The organism is Streptomyces sp. NPDC054863 (assembly GCF_053610825.1).
In genome coordinates, this window is sequence record NZ_JBSGZD010000080.1 from 1 (window position 1) to 18,874 (window position 18,874).

Here is an 18,874-nt window from a genome sequence, read left to right on the forward strand (position 1 = left end):
GCCGACCGCCACGGCTATCAGGAATCCGGCGGTACGGGCGGCCAGGAGCAGACCGAGGGCCGGTGCGGTGAGGGTGCGGTCGAGGACGGCGAGGCCGAGCACGAAGGGCAGGGCCCAGGTCGCGAGACCGGAGGCGGTGGTGCCGGTCCACAGCCGCAGAAAGCGGGCGTCCAGGAGGACGGAACGGGCGGGCGGCTCGGCCGCGGGCGGCGGGGGCTCCGACTTAGAAGCAGGGCGGTGGGGGTGGGACGTCGTCACGGGGGGTGGACTCCTGGGATTTCAGTTTGCCCCGACTTCCTTCAGGAGGAAGGGAGTCGGGGAGTCGGATCAGGGTGCGGGCAGGGGTGCCCGGCCACAGGGGACTAGCTTAATGAAAATGATTACCGTTACAGTAGCGCTCGTTCCGGGCCGCGTCAGCACCTGAGTGCCGTTCGGATCTCCTGCCACCACTGCTCCGGAGGACTCATGTCCCGTTCTGTCCGGGTCGGCGCCGTCGCGCTGACCCTCTCCCTCGCCGCCGTCGGATTCACCGTCGTCGGATGTTCCGGTCCGGCGACGACCTCCGCGCCGCAGCAGGCAGCCGGCGACGAGTCCGTGGAGGTCACGAGCTGCGGGCGGCAGTTGTCGTTCGCGGGGGCGCCGAAACGTGCCGTCACACTCGACCAGTCCGCGACGGAAGTGCTGCTGGAACTGGGGCTCCAGGACCGGATGGCAGGCACGTCCAACCTCAAGACGAAGATCGCCCCGGAGTACCGGGAGGCGTACGGAAAGGTGCCCGTACTCAGCCCGAAGCTGCTCGGCGGCGAGCAACTGCGGGCAGCCAACCCGGACTTGGTGGTGGCCGGGTTCAACGACCACTTCACCAAGGACCGGACGGGGACGCGGGAGGAACTGGCGGCGCTGGGACTGCCGTCGTTCCTGAGCGCGGTCGACTGCCCCAAGCAGAACGCCGCCGGGAAGTCCCCCTTCGACCTGCTGCTGGAGGACTACCGGAACCTCGGGAAGGTCTTCGGCGTCGAGAAGCGCGCCGAGAAGCTCGCAGCGGATCAGCGGGCCGTGCTCGACAGGGCGGCGAAGGAGTCGGCCGGGGTGCGGGGCGCGCCGCGCGTGGTGTGGGTGTACTCGGTGTACGGCGACGCGCCGTACGTCGCCGGGAAGACCGCCATGGCCAGTGAGATGAGCCGGATCGTCGGGGCGAAGAACGCCTTCGACGACCTGGACGAGGACTGGCCCTCCGTCACCTGGGAGGAGATCGCCAAGCGGAACCCGGACTTCATCGTGGTCGGCGATCTGTCGGAGCGCGGCAAGCCGGGCGACAGCGCGGCGGACAAGCTGGCGGCGATACGCGGCAATCCGGTGATGGCGCAGTTGAACGCGGTGCGCGAGAACCGTTTCATCACGATCCCGGGGACCGAAATGGACCCGTCGGTGCGGACCGTGGACGCGCTGCCCCGACTGACGGCGGGCATGAAGGCGCTGGGCCATGCCGGGCGGTAGCGGAAGCAGTAGCAGTAGCAGTAGCAGCGGGGCGGATGCGGCGGTCGATCTGCTGGATCCGGCTGCCCGGGAGCTGCCGGACCTGCCGGAGACCCCCGCCCGGGAGATGCGGGCGGCGGGTGGCCGGCCCCGTACCGCGCGCGCGGTCGTGCTGTTCGTGGTCGCGTGCGCCGTGCTGATCGGGTCGGTCGCGGTGTCCGTGCGGATCGGGTCGACCGAGATCGGTTACGGGGATCTGGCGCGGTCCTTCGGTGCGCGGCTGGGGATCGGGACGGGCGGCGAGCCGGTGCCGAGGCTGCTGGACTCGCTGATCTGGGAGTTGCGGGTGCCCCGGGTGCTGCTGGCCGCGCTGGTCGGGGCGGCGCTCGCGGTGTGCGGGGCGGTGCTGCAGGCCGTGACGCGCAACGCGCTCGCCGATCCGTACCTGCTCGGGGTGTCCTCGGGGGCGTCGACCGGGGCCGTGGTGGTCGTGGTGTTCGGGTACGGGGCGCAGGCGCTCGGGGTGACCGGCGGGGCCTTCGTGGGGGCGCTGTTGTCGTTCGGGCTGCTGATGCTGCTGCTCAGGCGCAGCGGGCTCGACTCGGTGCGGATCGTGCTGACGGGCGTGGTGGTGGCGCAGTTGTTCACGGCGCTGACCTCGCTGGTGCTGATGGCGTCGGGGGACGCGGACATCATCCGGGCGATCACGCAGTGGCTGCTGGGGTCGATGGCTTCGGCGCGGTGGGACGCGGTGCTGGTGTGCGCGGTGGTGACGGCCGTGGGGTTCGCCGTGGTGTGGGTCAACTCCGGTTCCCTGGACGGGTTTTCGTTCGGCGCGGACACCGCTTCCTCGCTCGGGGTGGACGTGCGCAGGACGCGGTGGGTGCTGCTGGTGGTGACCTCGCTGATGGCGGCGGTCGCGGTCGCGGCGGTGGGGGCGATCGGGTTCGTGGGGCTGATCGTGCCGCACGGGGTGCGGTTCCTGGTGGGGCCGCTGCACCGGGTGCTGCTGCCGTTCTCGGCGGTGGCGGGGGCGGTGTTCCTGGTGTGGACGGACGCGGCCGCGCGGGTGGCGTTCGCGCCGCAGGAGGTGCCGGTGGGGGTGTTCACGGCATTGCTCGGGGTGCCGTTGTTCCTGCTGGTGCTGCGGAGAAGGGGAGAGCTGTGAGGATCGGCGCACAGGGGCTGACCTGGTCGGTGGGCGGCAAGGAAGTGGTACGGGACGTCTCGCTGGAGGTCGCGCCCGGCGAGACGGTGGGCCTGATCGGGCCGAACGGGTCGGGCAAGTCGTCGCTGCTGCGCTGCCTGGCCGGGCTGCGTACGCCGGATACCGGATCCGTGGTGTACGACGGCCAGGACGTACGCGGGTGGAGCGCGCGGCGCATCGCGCGGCAGGTCGCCTTCGTCGAGCAGGCCGTGGACGTGGAGAGCGAGTTGCGGGTCGCGGAGGTGGTGGGGCTCGGCCGGACCCCGTTCCGCAGCCGGTGGGGTTCGGCGGGCGCGACGGATCGCGCGGTGGTGGCCGCCGCCCTGGAGCGGGTCGGACTGACCGGGCTCGCCGACCGCGAGTGGAAGGCGCTCTCCGGGGGCGAGCGGCAGCGGGCGCACCTGGCGCGGGCGCTGGCGCAGCGGCCGTACGCGGTCCTGCTCGACGAGCCGACCAACCACCTTGACGTGAAGCACCAGTTGGAGCTGATGGAGCTCCTTTCGGCGAGCGGCCAGACGGTGCTGGTGGCACTGCACGACCTGTCGCTGGCCGCCCGGTACTGCGACCGGCTGCTGCTGATGCAAAGGGGCCGCCTCGTCGCGGCGGGGGCGCCCGCCGACGTACTGACGAGGCCGCTGCTCGCGGAGGTCTTCGAGGTGGAGGCCGAGGTCGGGCCGGATGCGCTGGGGCACTTCGCGGTCGCCTACCGGGGGCCGGTGCGCGACACCAGAGGCGGCATGGACGACATGAACGGCATGGACGCCATGACTGATCGAGTGAACGAGAAGAACGAGAAGAAGGAGGCGTCATGGACGTGATCGGGAGCACGGGGACGGAAAGGCTTCTCACGGAGGTGCTGGCCGGTGAACACGGGCCGCTGCCCGAGGAGTTGACGGCCACCAGTGTGTTCTGGGTGCATCACGGGACCCGGCTGGCGGGCGGCAGCACCACCTATCTGAACCAGTACGTGCTGGTGCGGGTCGGCGGGGCCTTCGGGGCCTGCGCCTTCGAGGCCGCCGAGCTGGACGCGGGGATCTGCGGGGCGATGTCGGGGAGTTCGCTGGGCACGCTGCTGCGTGATCCGGCCCGGCCGGTGCGGATCGCCGCTCTGGACGCGTATCTGGCGGCGGTCCGGCCGCACCGGGACACGGACGCGGAGCGGGTGACGCTTCCGGCGGGGCCGCCGGAGGTGCGGGCGCTGGCCAGGGACGCGGCGATCGCCGGGCTCCTGGACATCCCGCAGGGGGCCAAGGTCGCCCTGATCGGAGTGGTCAACCCGCTGGTCGCGGCGATCCGGGAGCGGGGCGGGGTGCCGCTGCTGTGCGACCTGAACCTGCGTACGACGCAGTGGGGCGACCCGGTGGCCCGGGACATGGCCGAGGTCCTGGACACGGCGGACGCGGTGGTGGCCACCGGGATGACGCTGAGCAACGGCTCGTTCGACACGATCTTGGCCAGGTGCCGGGAGCGGGGCGTGCCGCTGGTGGTGTACGCGCAGACCGGGAGCGCGGTGGCGCGGGCGTTCCTGGGGGCGGGGGTGAGCGCGGTGTCGGCGGAGCCGTTCCCGTTCTCGCAGTTCAGCGCGGAGGAGACGGTGCTGTACCGGTACCGGTCCGGTGGGGCGGGTGAGGTCGCGTGAGCGGCGTCGCCGCCGTCCCGCTGTCCCGTACGGGGACGTTCCGTACGGGGACGGGGCGCGCCTCCTGTCACCACGGCGAGATCCTCCAGGGCGTCTTCCGGGACGCGGAGGGGCGCGGGTGCGCGGGGCTGGTGACGCTGCCGATGCACGGGCCCGGCAGCCCGGGCAGCCGGGCGGTGTTCGTGCCGCGTCCCGGCACCCGGCCCGGGGAGGTGACGGTGGAGCCCGCCGGGCGGACGAAGGCGCGGCGGGCGGCGGCCCTGATGGCCGAGGAGTGCCGGAGCAGGGCCCGGGTGCCGGTCTGCGGCGGCGGGCTGAGGCTGGAGGGCGACCTTCCGGTGGGCCTGGGGATGGGCTCGTCCAGCAGTGACGTGATCGCCGCGCTGCGGGCCGTCGCGGACGCCTTCGGGGTGCGCCCGCGCCCCGGGACGCTCGCCAGGCTCGCGGTGCGGGCCGAGGGGGCGTGCGATCCGCTGATGCTGGACGACGGGCGGGCGGCGCTTTTCGCGCAGCGGGAGGGGCGGGTGCTGGAGGTGTTCGGCGGGGCGCTGCCGCCGGTGGTCGTCGTCGGCTGCGCGCTGGGCGGCGGCAGACCGGTGGACACCCTGGCGCTGCCCGCGCCGCGCACCGCGTCCGTCGCCGAGCTGGACACGTACGCCAGGTTGCGGGAGCTGCTGCGGCGGGCGGTGCGGGAGGCCGATCCGGCACTGCTCGGGAGGGTCGCCACCGAGAGTGCCCGGCTCGGTCAACGGCGGTTGGGACACCCGGAGTTCGGCGCCCTGGAGAGGGCGCTGACGGAGACGGCAGGGCGGGCCGGCGCGGTCGGGGTGCAGATCGCGCACAGCGGGAGCGTCGCAGGACTGCTGCTCGACCCGGCGGGCGGCGGGCTGCGTCGGAGGGTGCGGGAGAGCGTGCGCGTGCTGGGCGGACTGGGGCTGCCGGCCGTCCGGGTGTTCACGACGTATCCGCCCTTCGTCCCCCATCCCCCTTTCTCACCCTTCACCCCTCTGTCCTCTCCCTCCTCCCCCTCCTCCCCCTCTCCCTCCTCTTCCTCCTTTCCCCTCTCTGTCTCCTCTTCCCCCTCTCCCCTCTCATCTGCTTCTTCCATCCCTTTCGAGGAGTTGTCGCATGGACACGCACATAGCGGATTCGATCGGCCGCCCGGATCTGGTCCGGCTCGACGAGGGGCTGCTCTGCCTGCGCTTTGAGACCATGAAGGTGGTCTCCGCCCTGGCCGCCGTGCGCCATCTGCTCGACACCGGGGCGGTGCGGCGCGGGGACACGCTGGTGGACAGTTCCAGCGGGATCTACGCGTACGCGCTGGCCCTGGCCTGCCACCGGTACGGGATGCGCTGCCTCATCGTCGGCTCGTCGACGGTGGACCGCACGCTCCGCACCCAACTGGAGGTACTGGGTGTGGAGTTGGAGCAGATGGAACCCTGCGACGACCTCAAGCTCGACCAGAAGCGGCGGGTCGAGCGGATCGGCGAGATACTGCGCGCCCACCCCTCGTACCACTGGATGCGGCAGTACCACGACGACATCCACTACCTCGGCTACCGGGGAGTCGCCGAGCTCGTCCGCAGCAAGACGGGCGCCCGGCCGCTCACCCTGGTCGGCGGGGTGGGGTCGGGGGCGTCGACGGGGGCGCTGGCCCGGTACCTGCGGGCGAGCGGGCCCGGGGTGCGGCTGGCCGGCGTGCAGCCGTACGGCAGTGTCACCTTCGGCAGCGAGCAGGTGGCCGATCCGGAGATCATCATTGCCGGGATCGGCAGCTCGATCCCCTTCGGGAACGTGACGCACGCGCTGTACGACACGGTGCACTGGATGTCCTTCGGCACGGCCCTGTCCGGCAGCGTCGACCTGCTGCGGCGGCACGCGGTGTTCGCCGGGCTCTCCACCGGGGCCGGGTATCTCGCCGCCCGCTGGGAGCGGGGGCTCGAACCGGACCGGACCGTACTGTTCCTGGCGGCCGACACGGGGCACCGGTACGCCGACTCCGTCTTCGCCCGGCACCGCGAGGCACGGCCGGTCGAGGACCTGGCACCGCGCACGGTCACCGGCACGGGGGAACTGGCGCTGCCCTGGTCGCGGATGAGCTGGGCCGGAGCGGCGGCGCCCATGGGGGCGATCGCCTGACGGGGCGGCAGAGCGACGGGGCGGTCGTCCGACGATCGCCCCGTTCCCCTACTTCGCCCTCCCGACCCTCCTGACGGCCGACCCGGACGCCGACCTGATCGAGACGTGGATCGACGACAAGCGCCGCACAAGGGGCATCGCCAGATCCAACTACGCCCGCACAAACAGGTTCGAGCGGTACTTCGACTGCAATCCTTCAGTGTCGGTCCGCAAGAGAAGGAGGCAATGGGTGATCAACCAATCTGCTCACGCATGGGAAGAGTGGTCCGGTGATGCCCGCCTGCGGAACACACCAGAAGCAGGACGCCCCGGAAACATGCCCGCGGGGGAGGACCTGGACCTGCACCTGGGATGGGACCGATTCGAAAAGCTCATGCTGGCCCTCTCCCGGGATCTGCTGGGGCTCCGGGACGTCAGGTTCCGCAGGTACGGAGTACGTGGTCAATCACAGCACGGCATCGACTTGGCCGGACGGGAGTCGGACGGACGCTACACAGTCGTCCAGTGCAAGGACTACAAGGTGTTCCGCCCTCGTGACCTGCGCGCGGCAGTCGAGAGGTTCCCCTCTCACGACAAACCGTTCAAGGCCTACCGCCTCATCATCGCGACTTCCGCGTCCACTGAGGAGACGAGCCTCACCGACGAACTGGCCCTGCTCCAGGACGAGCGTCCCGATGTACGCCTCGACCTGTGGGGCAGCGAGATCATCAACGACCGGCTGCGCAGCCGGGCCGACATCGTGAGTCGATTCTGGACGCGGGAAACCGCCCTCCAGTTCTGCACCGCGGCACCCCTGCCGGGCGTTCCCGCACCACCACCTGATCTCCAGACCCTCGCAGAACGCACTCTCGTCGGCCCTCTGGCCACAGCCGAGATCATGCCTTTGTTGCGTGAGGCAGACGCCAAGCGTGCGGAGGATCCAGGCAAAGCCGCCAGGCTGTACGGCGAGATCGCGGTACTGCTGAACGAAGCCGGGTGTGACGCCCATGCACCTCTCCTCCGCCACAGGCAGCTCGACGCTCTGTGCCGGAGTCGGCTGCATGACGAGGCGGCTGCGCTCGCCGCCCGCCTCGCAGCCGTGGCTCTCCTCCACGGAGACAGACTCGAGCCCCGCAAACTCGCCGATGTGCTGCGGACCACGGCTGCCGCTGCAGCCGAAGGTGCGGTCGGGGCGATGGAGCAGGCCGGTGGAACACAGCATCACGTGACTCTGGTCGACTCCGCGATCCGTGCCGTACAGCATCCGATCGGCGCACCGGAGGACCTTCTCCGTGCGCTGCGCGACACCATGGACGCTGATGTGGCATATCGGCCTCTGCTGGTGCTCCTTCTGGCCGAAGGACTGCTCTCCACCCACCCGGGCCTGGTGAAAGATATGCACGACCTGCTCGCTGCGGCTATCACACAGGCCAACGCAGCGCCGGTCGAGGGTGCCGGCGACGACATCGTCATCCGCCTGCGGCTCGCTCTGGCCGAACACCATGCCCCTGAGCGGGAGGAACTCCTTCGGTCCGCACGCAGGCACCGGATGCACCCGCGGCACGCGGCGCTGATCAGCGCCCGCGAAGCGCGGCGCTGCTGCCTCGGCGGCCAAGCGGATCAAGCGCTGGAAGGATGGCAGGATGCCGTGCACGAAGCCATCCATGCCGGGCTCACGGAAGATGCTGCTGACTGGCTGTACTCGATCCGCGCGCTGAACGTCCACTACAGTCCGCTGCATTCTGAGATCGACGAGGAACTTCGGCTGGCACAGTCGCTCAGGGTTTCGGGGCGAGGGCGACTGCTCAGCCGAATCCGCTCTCCTCGTACGCAAGCGCTGTCGGCCCTGAAGAACCAGAAGCAGATCGAAGCAGTACTGTCGGCCCGGCAGTGGCTCAACGACACTGTCCTGATGGGCAACTGGGCCGAGGAACTGGAAGCGCTCGACTTCCTCGGGGATCTTTACCGTGACAACGGCGAACCCGATCTGGCTGCCCTGCTCTACCAACGTGCGGGAAAGCACAAAAAGAGCACCGAGCTGGCCGAAGCAGTCGGCGACCGTCTATTGCCCTCCGGATCGTTCCGCGAGGGGCCGTGGTGGGAACTGCAGGCTCAAGCAGCGCAGTTGGCACGGCAGGCAGATCTCCTTGAGGACGATTCCGTCGCAGCTCTCCTGGACGAACTGATCATCCTGGCCACGCAGGGCCGGGCGGGAAAACTCATCGACTCGCCCACCGGGTCCTTGTCCCTCCAGGCGGGCAGAAGCGCCTGCGCACTGGCCGGACGGAGCAGCAGCGAACAGGCCACTGCCCTTCTTCGCATGCTCTCCCTCGACGTGCCGCGTGAGTCCGGCCACTCTCAGCTCACCGACCGCGAACATGTCTCCGCCGCCGCAGCGATCGCGCTGACACATCCAAAACTCACAGGAACGGCACTCACCAGACTGTTCGATCTAGCCGAGCAGAAGGTAGATGTCGCGCTGAAGACTCTCGTCGACAACGAGCTGCTGGCCCTGATGAGCCCCGCTCCGCAGGAAAGCAGCGGTGCCGGATCTTCGGATGTGAGAGGCCCACTCACTGAGGAGGAACGGGTCACATTTCGCGCACGAGCCCATGACCTGGTAGGCAAGGGGCACCGTCTGGCGATCGTTGTCTTCGCATCCCTCTGCCCCCAGAGTCCAGAACTGCGGGGCTGGGCACAGACTGCCAGGGACCGCATCCTGGATCGGCTGGAACCGGCCCCAGGGCGTATCACGCTCGGGTCTACGATCATCACTGATTCCTGGTTGGCTCATTTCCTCGACATCGGCGACAAGAAGACGTGTGTCGCCAAGTTGCTCGATCTCGCGGGTGATTCACGGGAAGCGGCATCCACACGGCAGGACGCACTCACCGGAGCACGCAACCTTGTTCTGAGCGGGGGGACAGGTTCCTGGCACCCCGTATTTCTCGCCGCGCGAGAGTTCGCGTGGGGGAAATACCAGAGCGGACGGTTCGACGAGTTGACGGGGCAGAAGAGCCACCCTTTGAGCTCTTTCAAGGTCAATTTGGGTTCGCCTTCCCTCCAGGCGCACGGTTTGCGTCTGGCCGGAACTGCGGCAACCGAGGAAGAAGACCAGCGATGGGTACGCGAACAAGCGATCGGAATGCTGCGAAGTGCAGACGCGTCACAAGTCCACCTCGCTGCCCTGACGCTCAACGAACTGCCCACCGGGGTCACGAACGACATAGATCCGGGCCTTCTCGCTGCTCATGCTCATCCGGCCGTCCGCATGCTCAGTGCCGTACTGAGCATGCGGCACCCCCAACGTCACCTGGCCACGGCCCTGCGCCTGGCCGAAGACGCCGACGTCGACGTACGACGCACTCTGGCAGAAGCCTCGGCGACTGCTCTGTCCGAAGAGCACCCGGCGGTGGACCAGGTGCTTCGGCTTCTACGACAGGACCTCCGGCACAGCGTCCGGCGCGCGGCCCGCACAGCGCCGGACAATCACCCGCGCGGTGGGCCGTACTTCGGGCCGTGAGGCCTCAGGCTTCCACGGTGTTCGGCTCCGGGGCAGGGGCGAGCGGCAGCACGTACTCGCCCGCGAGCCACGCCAGGTGCTGGGGAAGGGGACGGGACAGGGGAGGGTAGCCGTCGTGGAATCGGAGCTGATGGGTGAGGTTGGCCCACTCTTCGGGGCTGTCGGCTGGATGCTCTTCTCGGCCGGCGTCCGCCAGTGCCTTCTCCGACAGGCAGCCGAGCACGGTGATTTCCAGGAGGCCCGGATTCCAGGCACTCTTGCGTGGAGCGGTCCGCCCCGCCTCGGTGGGGACGAGCTTCATCAGCCCTTTGGGCAGCGCCGCCGTATGAGGCACATCCGCCGTGCTGGCGTAGACACGGTGATCCGCGCCGGCCGGCCCCCACACACCCTTCGCGAACCCTCGCCTCTCGCCTCCGTCGTGCGCGTACCACTCGGGAACTTCCCCACGTCCGTTCTTGTCCCGCGTGAGTACGATGCGCAGATCCGGCCCGTACACCGCAAGGCGCTGATCAGGGGCATCGCCAAAGCCGAGCATGTCCTTCACCAGCGCTCCGTTGCGGAGCCTGGGCCAGTATTGGCGCAGGTTGCCCGAGTTGGCGAGGAGCAGGGTCGGCCGGTCCCGGAGCTGGAAGAGCAGGGTCCGGATCTGCCGCTCGATTTCGTCCTGCCGGTACTGCTGAGTTCCGGGGCCGAAGGCGGCGCCGCTCCTGTCCGCCCCCTGGGAATTCCCTCCCGTCTCCTGGCACAGTGCGAGCAACAGCTGGGAATAGGGCACCCACTCGGCGCGCTCAGGATCCCAGCCGTGCACGCCCTCCGTCTCCTCGCCAGGCCGGATGCGCACTGCCACCAAGCGACATGCCGGCCAATGAGTGGGGCCCTTCTTGGTGTGGCGGACCAGCCAGAGGCCGACGTACTGGAGATCGTCCGGAATCCCCGGGCCCACCCGGTGGCCGGGTGGAGAGACCGCTCCGAGCTGGCGGAATACATCCAGCCACGCCGAGCGCGCCCGGTGCGGGAGATTGTCCTCCGAATCCTGCGGAAGATTGATGAACTGAGTCAGCCTTCCTTTCCCGGCACAGGCGATGCGCAACGCGTGTTTGGGATCGGAGTCCAACGCTTTGAACCGTTCCTTGGCACCGATTTCAATGATCGCCAGGCCTGGCATTCCCCTGTGCCTTTCCAGTTGGCCATCGACGAGGGCTCGTCGGTCGGCGACGGACTTGGCGAACCGAACGGCCCGGGGTGCGCGTCGGCTTCCCGTTGCGGGCAGGGGGGAAGCCACCGCGCCGGCCTGGCTGGTCCGCACCTGGATGTCCAACTCGTCGGTTCGCCAGGCCCATGTTTCGGGGCCAGTGCCCTGCGACTCGTGTCCGGGCGGCAGTCCGAGCAAGCGCGGCAGTTCCGTGACGAGCGCATCCCTTGTCTCGGGCGTCTGCCAGAGGATGTCGATGTGCAACGGTTCTCGTCGGAGAGCACCTGCCAGGGTTTTCCTCCGGGACTGCGCCAGCCTGTCCTCCCGTACGTCCGGAGAAGCCGACGCCGACCGGGGCAACAGTGCGGGAGTGCTGTGCCGGACCGCCCGGGAGAGGTCGGGGACACGCCTCAGCATCGGCCGCAGCCCGTCTTCGACCCAAGCGTCCAGCTCCGCCCGCTCCTTGGGCATCACTCCAGGGCCTATGCAATGAGACCCGATTCCGGCGCGGTGGACGATTCCTGCCGCGACACCACGGCTCCCGTTGATCCATTTCTCTGGATTCCCGAGGAGCTCCTCCGGATCGGGGTAGTGCCGGACAATGTCGAGGCCGGGTAGGAGGAGCACCGGACTGTGCCGACGCCACGCGGCTTTCTTCGAGCGCCGGTCGAATCCGATGGTGTTCCCGATCAACCGGATTCCGTCGGTGTTGCCGTCCGGCCAGGGCAATGGCGCGTCAAGCAGCACGGTGGAGCCGCGCATTTCACTGGTGCGTGTCTCCAGCTGGGTTGCCCACCTACGGATACTTGTCGACGCATGGACCCGGAAGCGCTCCGAGAACGGCACCGTGTGCACGGTGATGCTGACGAGGGCCGAGTAGTACCACGCCCGCTTCCTGTACTCGTGGCGCTGTGGCGGCCAGGACACCAGTTCGGCACCGTTGTCAGAGCTCACTACGCGGAAGCCGAGGGTGTCTCCGCCGATGTGGAAAGGGCGGGGTGCGAGCCGGGAAGCGATCCATTCCGGCAACAAGGTGTAGAGCGCATGAGCCGGTTCGGCAGTGCCGCCCGCCGACAACTGTGTCGCGGTGAGGTCCACCGGTTCGCGCCGCCACTGCGGAAGTTCACGGACGGCCGCGTCGAGGCCATCGAGGAGTTCTTCCTCCTCGGAGCCGTCGGATTCGTCGTCACCCTCTTCGTGGTGACGCATCTGGCCGGCCGCCCAGGAGCCGACCAACGGCGCGAGGAGGTCCTGGGGGACCTGGTCCCGGGCGAATAGCCATGCCGCCTCGGAGTCCGTGCCGATGCGGCGTCCCGTGGCGATCACGCCTGGGGCTGAAGCCCTCAACAGAGAATTGAGCTGCCGCACCGGGAGACGGACGGGGTGTGCGTTCTGCCTCTGGACGCGTGCGCACCAGCGGGTGAGCTCTTCGTGCAGGTCCGCGCCGAGCCTCATGACGTACGGGGCCTCGGTCCAGGGCCCGTGTGTGGGATCGGGTTCGTAGGCTGTGGTCCGGATCAACGGGTACATGCGCTTCCTCCTGACGGTGCGGAGTGATCTGCGGAGACCCCGGCGAGAGGGTGCAGGCAGCGGTTCAGGGTCTCCCACAGCGGTTCGTAGAGAGCACGGGCAATGAAGCGCTCGTGCGCCGAAACCTCGCTCCCCTCGGCGAAATAGGGGCGCAGTACATCGAGAACGCTGTGCAGCAGGCTGGATTCCGCAGTGTCGGGCTGCGGCGGCACTGCCGTCCGGTTCGGGGCGAAGGCCGAGTCCACGAAAACCACGCGTGCCGGCACTCCCCCACGTACCAGGCGCCCGATGACCTGCCACATCAGGACGAGCATGTCCCAGGTGACCTGTTCACGGTCCTTTCCGAGCCTGCTCCACGCCATGCTGCGCTGGAGTACCTGGTACCAGCGGCTGCGGGCCCGTCGGCGTACTTCTTCGGCGCCGTCGTCCACGGACGAGCCGCTGCGCACCCACTCTCCGAACTCACCACTGTCCATGGCCCGGACCACCCAGTCGTTGATCGCGTTGACGGCGAGGGAGATGTCATCGGGATGGGGGTTCGGCCGTGCGAGGAAGTAGACAGTGCCGATGGCGGCCACGTCCGCGTCGTTGAGGATGTTGTGCCCGCGCTCGACGGCCAGCAGAGGGGCCACCAGGATGTCGGCCTTGCAATCCTTGAGGTGTTCGACGTCGCTGCGGCGCAGCACCCTGGCCCGGTGCCCGGAGTCGTCGTAGGGCGCCTCGTCGTCCAGGTCCTCATCGTCCGAGACGAGCCGGAGCACCCGGTCGAACCAGCGCTGATTGAGGTTGTGCAAGGTGTCGGCCACCACCCGGGCTTCTTCGTAGCTGCCCACGAGCAGAAGAATCTGGTCCCGCCCCTTTGGCAGGGCCAGGAGCTCTTTCTCCAGCGGGCCTCCGTCCTCCACTTCGTCGACGCTCGCCCCCAGTCGGCGCGCGATACGGCGCAGCTTTTCTGGGCGCTCGTCGGGGTCGGTCCCGGAGATCCGGAGCTTTTCGCCGGCCTCGTCGATGAATTCGAATCGCATCGAGCTTTCGCGGGCGATCCGTTGCATCACCTCGGAGGGAGGTTCAATGATGACGCCCACCGGGACGGGAACGTGATAGCGACTGGAACTTCCGGCCCAGCTACTGCCGGACATGAGCAGCACGTTGGTGCCCGGACGACCGTCCACTGTGGGAAGGTCGGGCATCGCCCTGAGCAGTTCCCTGCCGACGCCGCTGCAACGGAAAAACTTCAACTCTCCACTGCGAATCCCTCCTTCGTCCTGGCCTCTCACGTGGAATTGGAATCCCAGTACATTGCCCATGGGCGCTTCGGGCACCATCGGCCCGTAGTCGATGGGCCTGCGGTACATCGAGTTGTATCCCAGGTTGAGCGTTGCTTCGGCTCTCGGCCACATCGCATTGATCAGGGCGAGTTTTGGTTCGAGCGCACACAGAAGGAGAGTGAACTCGAAGCGTTTGGCCAGTTCAGCACACCACTGTTCGGGGGTTTCTGGGGGTGGCGGCAGCTTCTTTTGTCGCCCCCCATTCTTCCGCTTGAGCTCGCACTGCTCCTCCCATTCGGCCCGTCTGGCCTCGTACTGCTTCTTCTTGGTGTCCATGAAGGTCTTGTCGATCTTGAAGACGTCGTCCATGATGCGCGTCAGTCGTCGTCTGGTGTTGTCCGGGTTGCTTGTGTGGAGCAGCTCCCCCAGCAGGCTTGTGAGTTCATCGTCCGCTTCCTCATCGACCCGGAAGCGGTCACCGAAAGGGTTGTCCCTGAACGCGTCCAGTCTGTTTCCCAGCAGCTCCCGTACTTCGGGGTACGGGGTGTTCTCCTCGGCATCGTCGGGCAGGGGACAGCGCTCATCGAGCAGTCCGAGCTGGAGTGTCCAAGCGCTGAAGTAGCCGGTGCGCACCCATCGGCGCAGCTCGTGGTCGGCGACCAGCATGGCGTAGATGCGGTCGGTCGCCGCTACGGCGGTGTTCAGCGCAGCGGCGAAGTTCTCGACGTCCCGGTCGGAGAGCTGAACCCGCCCGGCCACGGAGAACTCACGGATCTTGTGCCTGGTCAGTTTGTCGATGAAGCTTTCCTCGTCGTCACCACCTGCCAGGAGTACGGCAGGGGCGAAAGTCTGGTCCAGTTGCATCTGGACCCGGTCCGCTTCGTCCACGATCACGAGATCACTGCGGCGGCAGGCCAGCTCCAGGTAGCGGATGCGTACGCCGTTCTGCGGGATGGGCGGCGACGCATCGACCAGGCTCTGCGGGGTTGCGACCCAGATGTCCGCCGAGGCCAGTTCCCGTGCGGCGTGATGGCGCGGGCACGACGCCCAGTACGGACAGCTTTTCGACGTCTTCTGCCACCGGATGGTGCCGTGTTCGTCTCCGGGGTCCTCACGCCGAGGGAAGGGAGCGTGCAGCCGTGTGCACGGCGCTTCTCCGAAGGCCAGGGTTTCGCCGCCCGTCGTACCGCGCCGCAGGACGTTCAGCACGCAGGAAGTGCTCAGGTAGGCAAATGACGAATCGTCGTGGGCGAGCAGGCGTTGCTCTCCCCGGCCGGCGATTCGGCGGTGCAGGCGCTGGGCATGCCGCTGCCTTCCTGCTGCTCCCAGCACGGGCGCCGCCGCGCCGTCGGTGTACTCGTTGTACAGCTTCACCAGTTTGAGCACTTCGGCGACGTCGCTCACCACGACGGTGGTGGTCCGCTTGTCGCTCCTGGTGGCCAGGTGGACGGCAATGATGTCGCGCAACGTGCTCTTGCCCGCACCCACGATTCCGAGCAAGTGCTGGATGCGATCGACGGTGAAGGTGTCGGAGTGCTCGAAGCCGTCCGCCGTCCGGATCGTGAGTGTGAGCGCCCGCAGCCGGCCGGCCCAATCCCGGAAATTTCTGGCATCCATCGCCGCTGCAGTGTGGGCCAACTCCTTGAGGCTGAAGGCAAGTGGTTCGCCCTTGCCCGGCTGCAGTGCGTCCAGGTCATGGGCGACCAGAGGCGTGACCGGCACCGAAGGCAGGTCGACGACCGCCGTGCTGCGGCCCACGGGAAAGGAATGCGGCCCTGCTGTGGCCACCGCCGGTATCTCTCCGGCCAATGGCGGTGCAACGCAGAGGAGTCGCTCGTAGTCGTCCCAGCGACGGACCGCGACGGAGACCTCACGACGGTCGGCAGGCCTGTCCGGGTCGGGTACGTCGAAGCCGCGCAGTGTGCAGTCGTAACGCTGGTACCTTTCCAGCGCCTCGCGCCAGGCCCTGCGCCGTCGCACGGTCCACAACGAGTGGCGCGCGACGCGAAGCACGTGCTCCGAGTCCGGCGGGAGCGGGTCGAACCATTCGGCGGCATACGGATATCCGCTGAACAGCACCCAGGCGTGCGCCGCCGGACCGTCCGGAGCCATCCTCTCCTGAAGGCGCAGCCCGATTTCGACCTGGCACAGGCTTTCGAGCGCGGCTTTGCGCCCGGTGCGCCCGGTGTGGATCCAGAGTTCTGTGAGTACGTCGTCGAGACCTCGGCCGAAGTTACGCATCATGGCTTTCCCCCAGCCCTTTGCGTGAGGTGTGTGGAGTCCCCAGGTGGTGCGCCAGCTCTTCAGGAGTCGTGAGTTCCGCAAGCCCACGGTGCTGGTCACCCAACGCTCTCTCGAACGCGCGCCGGTAGCCCTCTTGGCCGGCCCGTCGCCGAGGTACGACGGCCAGCAGTGGGCCTTCAGATCCGTCGAAGGTGTCGATGAGCCGAGCCGCGAGCAGAGCCGGCTGCTGCCGGTCGTACACCCGCATGAGCCGTGGACGCATCCCGGTGTCGGCAATCCGGTACGTACCGAGGTCTGCTGCGACGAGTGTGTGAGTGACGCCCGCCCGTTTCAGGGCTTCCAGCGCCACTGCTTCGGTGGGCGCGGGCAGGAGGAGAAAAGACCTCAGGCTTCGTCGCAGCATGCGCACAAGACCCGGCTCCCGGATCAACCGGTAGGAAACGCCCGGCGGGCACTCTTCGCTCTCGCACCAGCTCTCCTCGTCACTGGCGTACGTGTTCTTCTCTCCCGGCAGAGCAGGAAGACCGCACGCACCGCACAGATGAAGGATCCCGGCGCGGAGGAGGGACTCGGGGACGGATACGTACAGATCCTTGACCCGGTTCCACTCCATCGGCTTCCAGCGGGGTTCGAACCGGTCGCCCTGACCGACCACCGGCCGTTCCCTCAGGAACCGCCGGCACCGGGCGTACTCCTCAGCCGAGCGGCACCGCGACGCCAGATCGGCCAGCAGGCGTACCGCCTCCTGCTCCGTATGCCCCCGGTCACCGAACGAGGCCAGCTCCTGACAGGTTCTGGTAGGCATCCGGCCGGCTGGGTGAATCAGCCGTGTGCCTGGCGCCACCAAGTCGGACGGCACGTGGAACGGCGCCTGGTCCGCCGTGAGCCGTGCACACCAAGCCATCAGATCAGGCACGCTCTCGGGAGGTTCCTGGGTGCGTCCCAGGCAGTGCAGCACCATGCGGTCCAGGGCGAGTTGCGCGGCCCGCGGGTACGGCAGGGTCAAGGAAGCCAGCCCGGCCCTGTCCGCCATCTCGATCACGACGCGAGCCAACTCGACGAAGATTTCCGTCCCCTCACCCCTCGCTCCCGATGCCGCGGCAAGGCTCGCGTCCTCCCCGCTCCTCATGCGGCTGCCCGCTCGGCGGTGCCCGCCGTGCACCAGCGCGCCACTTCACACCGGTGGCATGCGGGCCCCGGTACAGCCGGGTAGAGGTCGTCCAGGCGCCAGTCGGCCGTCATGGTGCTCAGGACTTCCTCTGCCGCGGAACGGACGGAAGGGGCGAAGGGATCGACTATTTCCAGGTCGGCTCCTCCCGGGCGCAGGACTTCCAGCTCGATCCGGGCGCGGGCGGACCCGCCGTCAAGTTCGCCGCGGGCCACCAACTGCACAGCGAGCGCCAACTGCGGGTACTCAAGCAGGAGTTCGCGCCGCTTGATCCGGTCACTCATCGTTGTCTTGGTCTCACGCCACACCCACGACCCGCCATCCCGGTACAACAGGTCCGGAGCAGCGATCACGATCGCACCGGCGACATCGTCGTACCGCACCACACGCGGCTCCACACGCACGTCACTTCTGTCCCGTACGCAACGCAGAGGGCACACCGCCGCATGCCTGCGCAACAACTCCGCTCCCAGCTTCAGCTCCTCTTCCGGCAGGACATACCTGTCGGGCGCCCACTGGTCAGGAATCTCTGTCGTGCACGGGCGCAGCGGGCCGCGCTCATGGCGTTCCGCCAGATAGGCGTGCAGGGCGCGCCCCCGGTCGGCCGCCGGGGAGTGCTCCAGGGCGAACTCCTTCGGCAGATGCAGTCGCCGGAGGTAGTCCTTGGCGGGGCATATCCGATAGTTGCGACCGTTGGTGACCGACCAGGTGCGGCGTGGTTTGCCGGCCCCGTCGACGCCCAGCAGTCCGGGCGCCCGCCGCAGGGCCGGGCAGACGGAAGCGAAGGCGCAGCCCTCGCAGGCAGTCCCCGGACGGTACTCCTGGTGGTCGAGCACGTCGGCGAAGGCTGCCGCTCCGTATTCCCGGTACTTCGCCACAGCCTCGTCCCTCGTGCCTTCGAACAAGGTACGGACACCACCGTCGAGCAGCGCGAACTCCACTATGCGAACGCGTTCGGGCAGCATCTCGGAGGCTGTGGTGCCGGATGTGGAGGCACCTTCGGCCAGTACCAGAGCAGCCGCCGCGACATGACCCTCGTCAGGCTCGCCCCGACCCGGACGGTTGACGGGGAGACGCAGTTCCCGCAAGGTGCCGTCCGTGGAGCGCAGGCAACGCCCCCATACGGTGATCCGGTACTCTCGCGCGCCTCGGCGGTCCGGGACGGGAGGCGAATACCGGTACGTCCAGGGGGGCGACACCTCGGTCATCGGCTCGTCGCCGTCGGCCCGGGCCGGGGGGAATGCCTTGTGGTACATGTCCACCGCGTGCTCGGTCCACTTCAGCAGGCCGTCGTGCGCCGGGGTTTGTCGCCGTCCGGGCGCCGGAGGACCTGTCTCATCAGCCCCCAGGGCTTCCCCGTCGAGGATGCGCACGAAGGGGCCGAAAGTGAAGTTCTCCAGCTTCTCCCGGGCGGCCGGGACCGGCTGTTGCGGGCGGTATCCCCTGGCCTTCAGTCCGTCGGCCGCGGGGCACCGGAAATCGCTTTTCTTGAACATGCCCAAGGACACG

Annotated in this window: 11 protein-coding genes and 1 pseudogene; 7 read left to right on the forward strand and 5 right to left on the reverse strand. The window is 68.4% G+C overall.

The window, feature by feature from the left end:
• Window positions 1-174, reverse strand: a pseudogene (locus ACWGIG_RS16905) (MFS transporter); the annotation flags it as partial.
• A 291-nt stretch (window positions 175-465) separates the two neighbouring features.
• Between ACWGIG_RS16905 and ACWGIG_RS16910 the strand changes: the two are divergent.
• The 7 genes from ACWGIG_RS16910 (at window position 466) to ACWGIG_RS16940 (ending at window position 9,963) form a co-directional block, all read left to right on the forward strand.
• Window positions 466-1,497 carry an ABC transporter substrate-binding protein gene (locus tag ACWGIG_RS16910; protein WP_453322376.1) on the forward strand — a complete coding sequence of 344 codons (1,032 nt, stop codon included), beginning with the start codon at window positions 466-468 and terminating at the stop codon, window positions 1,495-1,497.
• 106 nt (window positions 1,498-1,603) lie between these two features.
• Complete coding sequence (locus ACWGIG_RS16915) at window positions 1,604-2,644, forward strand: FecCD family ABC transporter permease (RefSeq protein WP_453322395.1); 1,041 nt, start codon at window positions 1,604-1,606, stop codon at window positions 2,642-2,644.
• On the forward strand, window positions 2,641-3,501 hold the full coding sequence (locus ACWGIG_RS16920) for an ABC transporter ATP-binding protein (protein WP_453322377.1): 861 nt from the start codon (window positions 2,641-2,643) through the stop codon (window positions 3,499-3,501). Before ACWGIG_RS16915 ends, ACWGIG_RS16920 begins: the two co-directional genes overlap by 4 nt.
• Window positions 3,492-4,322 carry a Rossmann-like domain-containing protein gene (locus ACWGIG_RS16925; RefSeq protein ID WP_453322378.1) on the forward strand — a complete coding sequence of 277 codons (831 nt, stop codon included), beginning with the start codon at window positions 3,492-3,494 and terminating at the stop codon, window positions 4,320-4,322. Before ACWGIG_RS16920 ends, ACWGIG_RS16925 begins: the two co-directional genes overlap by 10 nt.
• The gene (locus ACWGIG_RS16930; RefSeq protein ID WP_453322379.1) at window positions 4,319-5,530 is read left to right on the forward strand and encodes a GHMP family kinase ATP-binding protein; all 1,212 of its coding nucleotides are present in this window, start codon (window positions 4,319-4,321) and stop codon (window positions 5,528-5,530) included. Before ACWGIG_RS16925 ends, ACWGIG_RS16930 begins: the two co-directional genes overlap by 4 nt.
• Complete coding sequence (locus ACWGIG_RS16935) at window positions 5,451-6,461, forward strand: pyridoxal-phosphate dependent enzyme (protein WP_453322380.1); 1,011 nt, start codon at window positions 5,451-5,453, stop codon at window positions 6,459-6,461. The genes ACWGIG_RS16930 and ACWGIG_RS16935 overlap by 80 nt, the downstream gene beginning before the upstream one ends.
• A 229-nt stretch (window positions 6,462-6,690) precedes the next feature.
• Window positions 6,691-9,963: a hypothetical protein gene (locus ACWGIG_RS16940; protein ID WP_453322381.1), complete on the forward strand. Its 3,273-nt coding sequence runs from the start codon at window positions 6,691-6,693 to the stop codon at window positions 9,961-9,963.
• A 4-nt stretch (window positions 9,964-9,967) separates the two neighbouring features.
• Here ACWGIG_RS16940 and ACWGIG_RS16945 read toward each other — a convergent pair whose 3' ends face one another.
• From ACWGIG_RS16945 to ACWGIG_RS16960, 4 genes are read right to left on the reverse strand one after another with little or no spacing between them, the layout of a single operon-like run.
• Complete coding sequence (locus ACWGIG_RS16945; RefSeq protein ID WP_453322382.1) at window positions 9,968-12,685, reverse strand: pPIWI_RE module domain-containing protein; 2,718 nt, start codon at window positions 12,683-12,685, stop codon at window positions 9,968-9,970.
• Window positions 12,673-16,197 carry a pPIWI_RE_Z domain-containing protein gene (locus ACWGIG_RS16950; RefSeq protein ID WP_453322383.1) on the reverse strand — a complete coding sequence of 1,175 codons (3,525 nt, stop codon included), beginning with the start codon at window positions 16,195-16,197 and terminating at the stop codon, window positions 12,673-12,675. Before ACWGIG_RS16950 ends, ACWGIG_RS16945 begins: the two co-directional genes overlap by 13 nt.
• Window positions 16,187-17,326 (reverse strand): pPIWI_RE_Y domain-containing protein, encoded by a 1,140-nt coding sequence (locus ACWGIG_RS16955; RefSeq protein ID WP_453322384.1) that lies wholly within the window; start codon window positions 17,324-17,326, stop codon window positions 16,187-16,189. The genes ACWGIG_RS16950 and ACWGIG_RS16955 overlap by 11 nt, the downstream gene beginning before the upstream one ends.
• On the reverse strand, window positions 17,323-18,861 hold the full coding sequence (locus ACWGIG_RS16960) for a PD-(D/E)XK nuclease family protein (RefSeq protein WP_453322385.1): 1,539 nt from the start codon (window positions 18,859-18,861) through the stop codon (window positions 17,323-17,325). The genes ACWGIG_RS16955 and ACWGIG_RS16960 overlap by 4 nt, the downstream gene beginning before the upstream one ends.
• Window positions 18,862-18,874 lie beyond the last annotated feature (13 nt).

Coding starts and splice junctions, on each gene's coding strand:
- ACWGIG_RS16935 (WP_453322380.1), top strand. CDS start 5,451: ATGGACACGCACATAGCGGATTCGATCGGCCGCCCGGATCTGGTCCGG.
- ACWGIG_RS16960 (WP_453322385.1), bottom strand. CDS start 18,861: ATGTTCAAGAAAAGCGATTTCCGGTGCCCCGCGGCCGACGGACTGAAG.
- ACWGIG_RS16945 (WP_453322382.1), bottom strand. CDS start 12,685: ATGTACCCGTTGATCCGGACCACAGCCTACGAACCCGATCCCACACAC.
- ACWGIG_RS16955 (WP_453322384.1), bottom strand. CDS start 17,326: ATGAGGAGCGGGGAGGACGCGAGCCTTGCCGCGGCATCGGGAGCGAGG.
- ACWGIG_RS16925 (WP_453322378.1), top strand. CDS start 3,492: ATGGACGTGATCGGGAGCACGGGGACGGAAAGGCTTCTCACGGAGGTG.
- ACWGIG_RS16915 (WP_453322395.1), top strand. CDS start 1,604: ATGCGGGCGGCGGGTGGCCGGCCCCGTACCGCGCGCGCGGTCGTGCTG.
- ACWGIG_RS16950 (WP_453322383.1), bottom strand. CDS start 16,197: ATGATGCGTAACTTCGGCCGAGGTCTCGACGACGTACTCACAGAACTC.
- ACWGIG_RS16910 (WP_453322376.1), top strand. CDS start 466: ATGTCCCGTTCTGTCCGGGTCGGCGCCGTCGCGCTGACCCTCTCCCTC.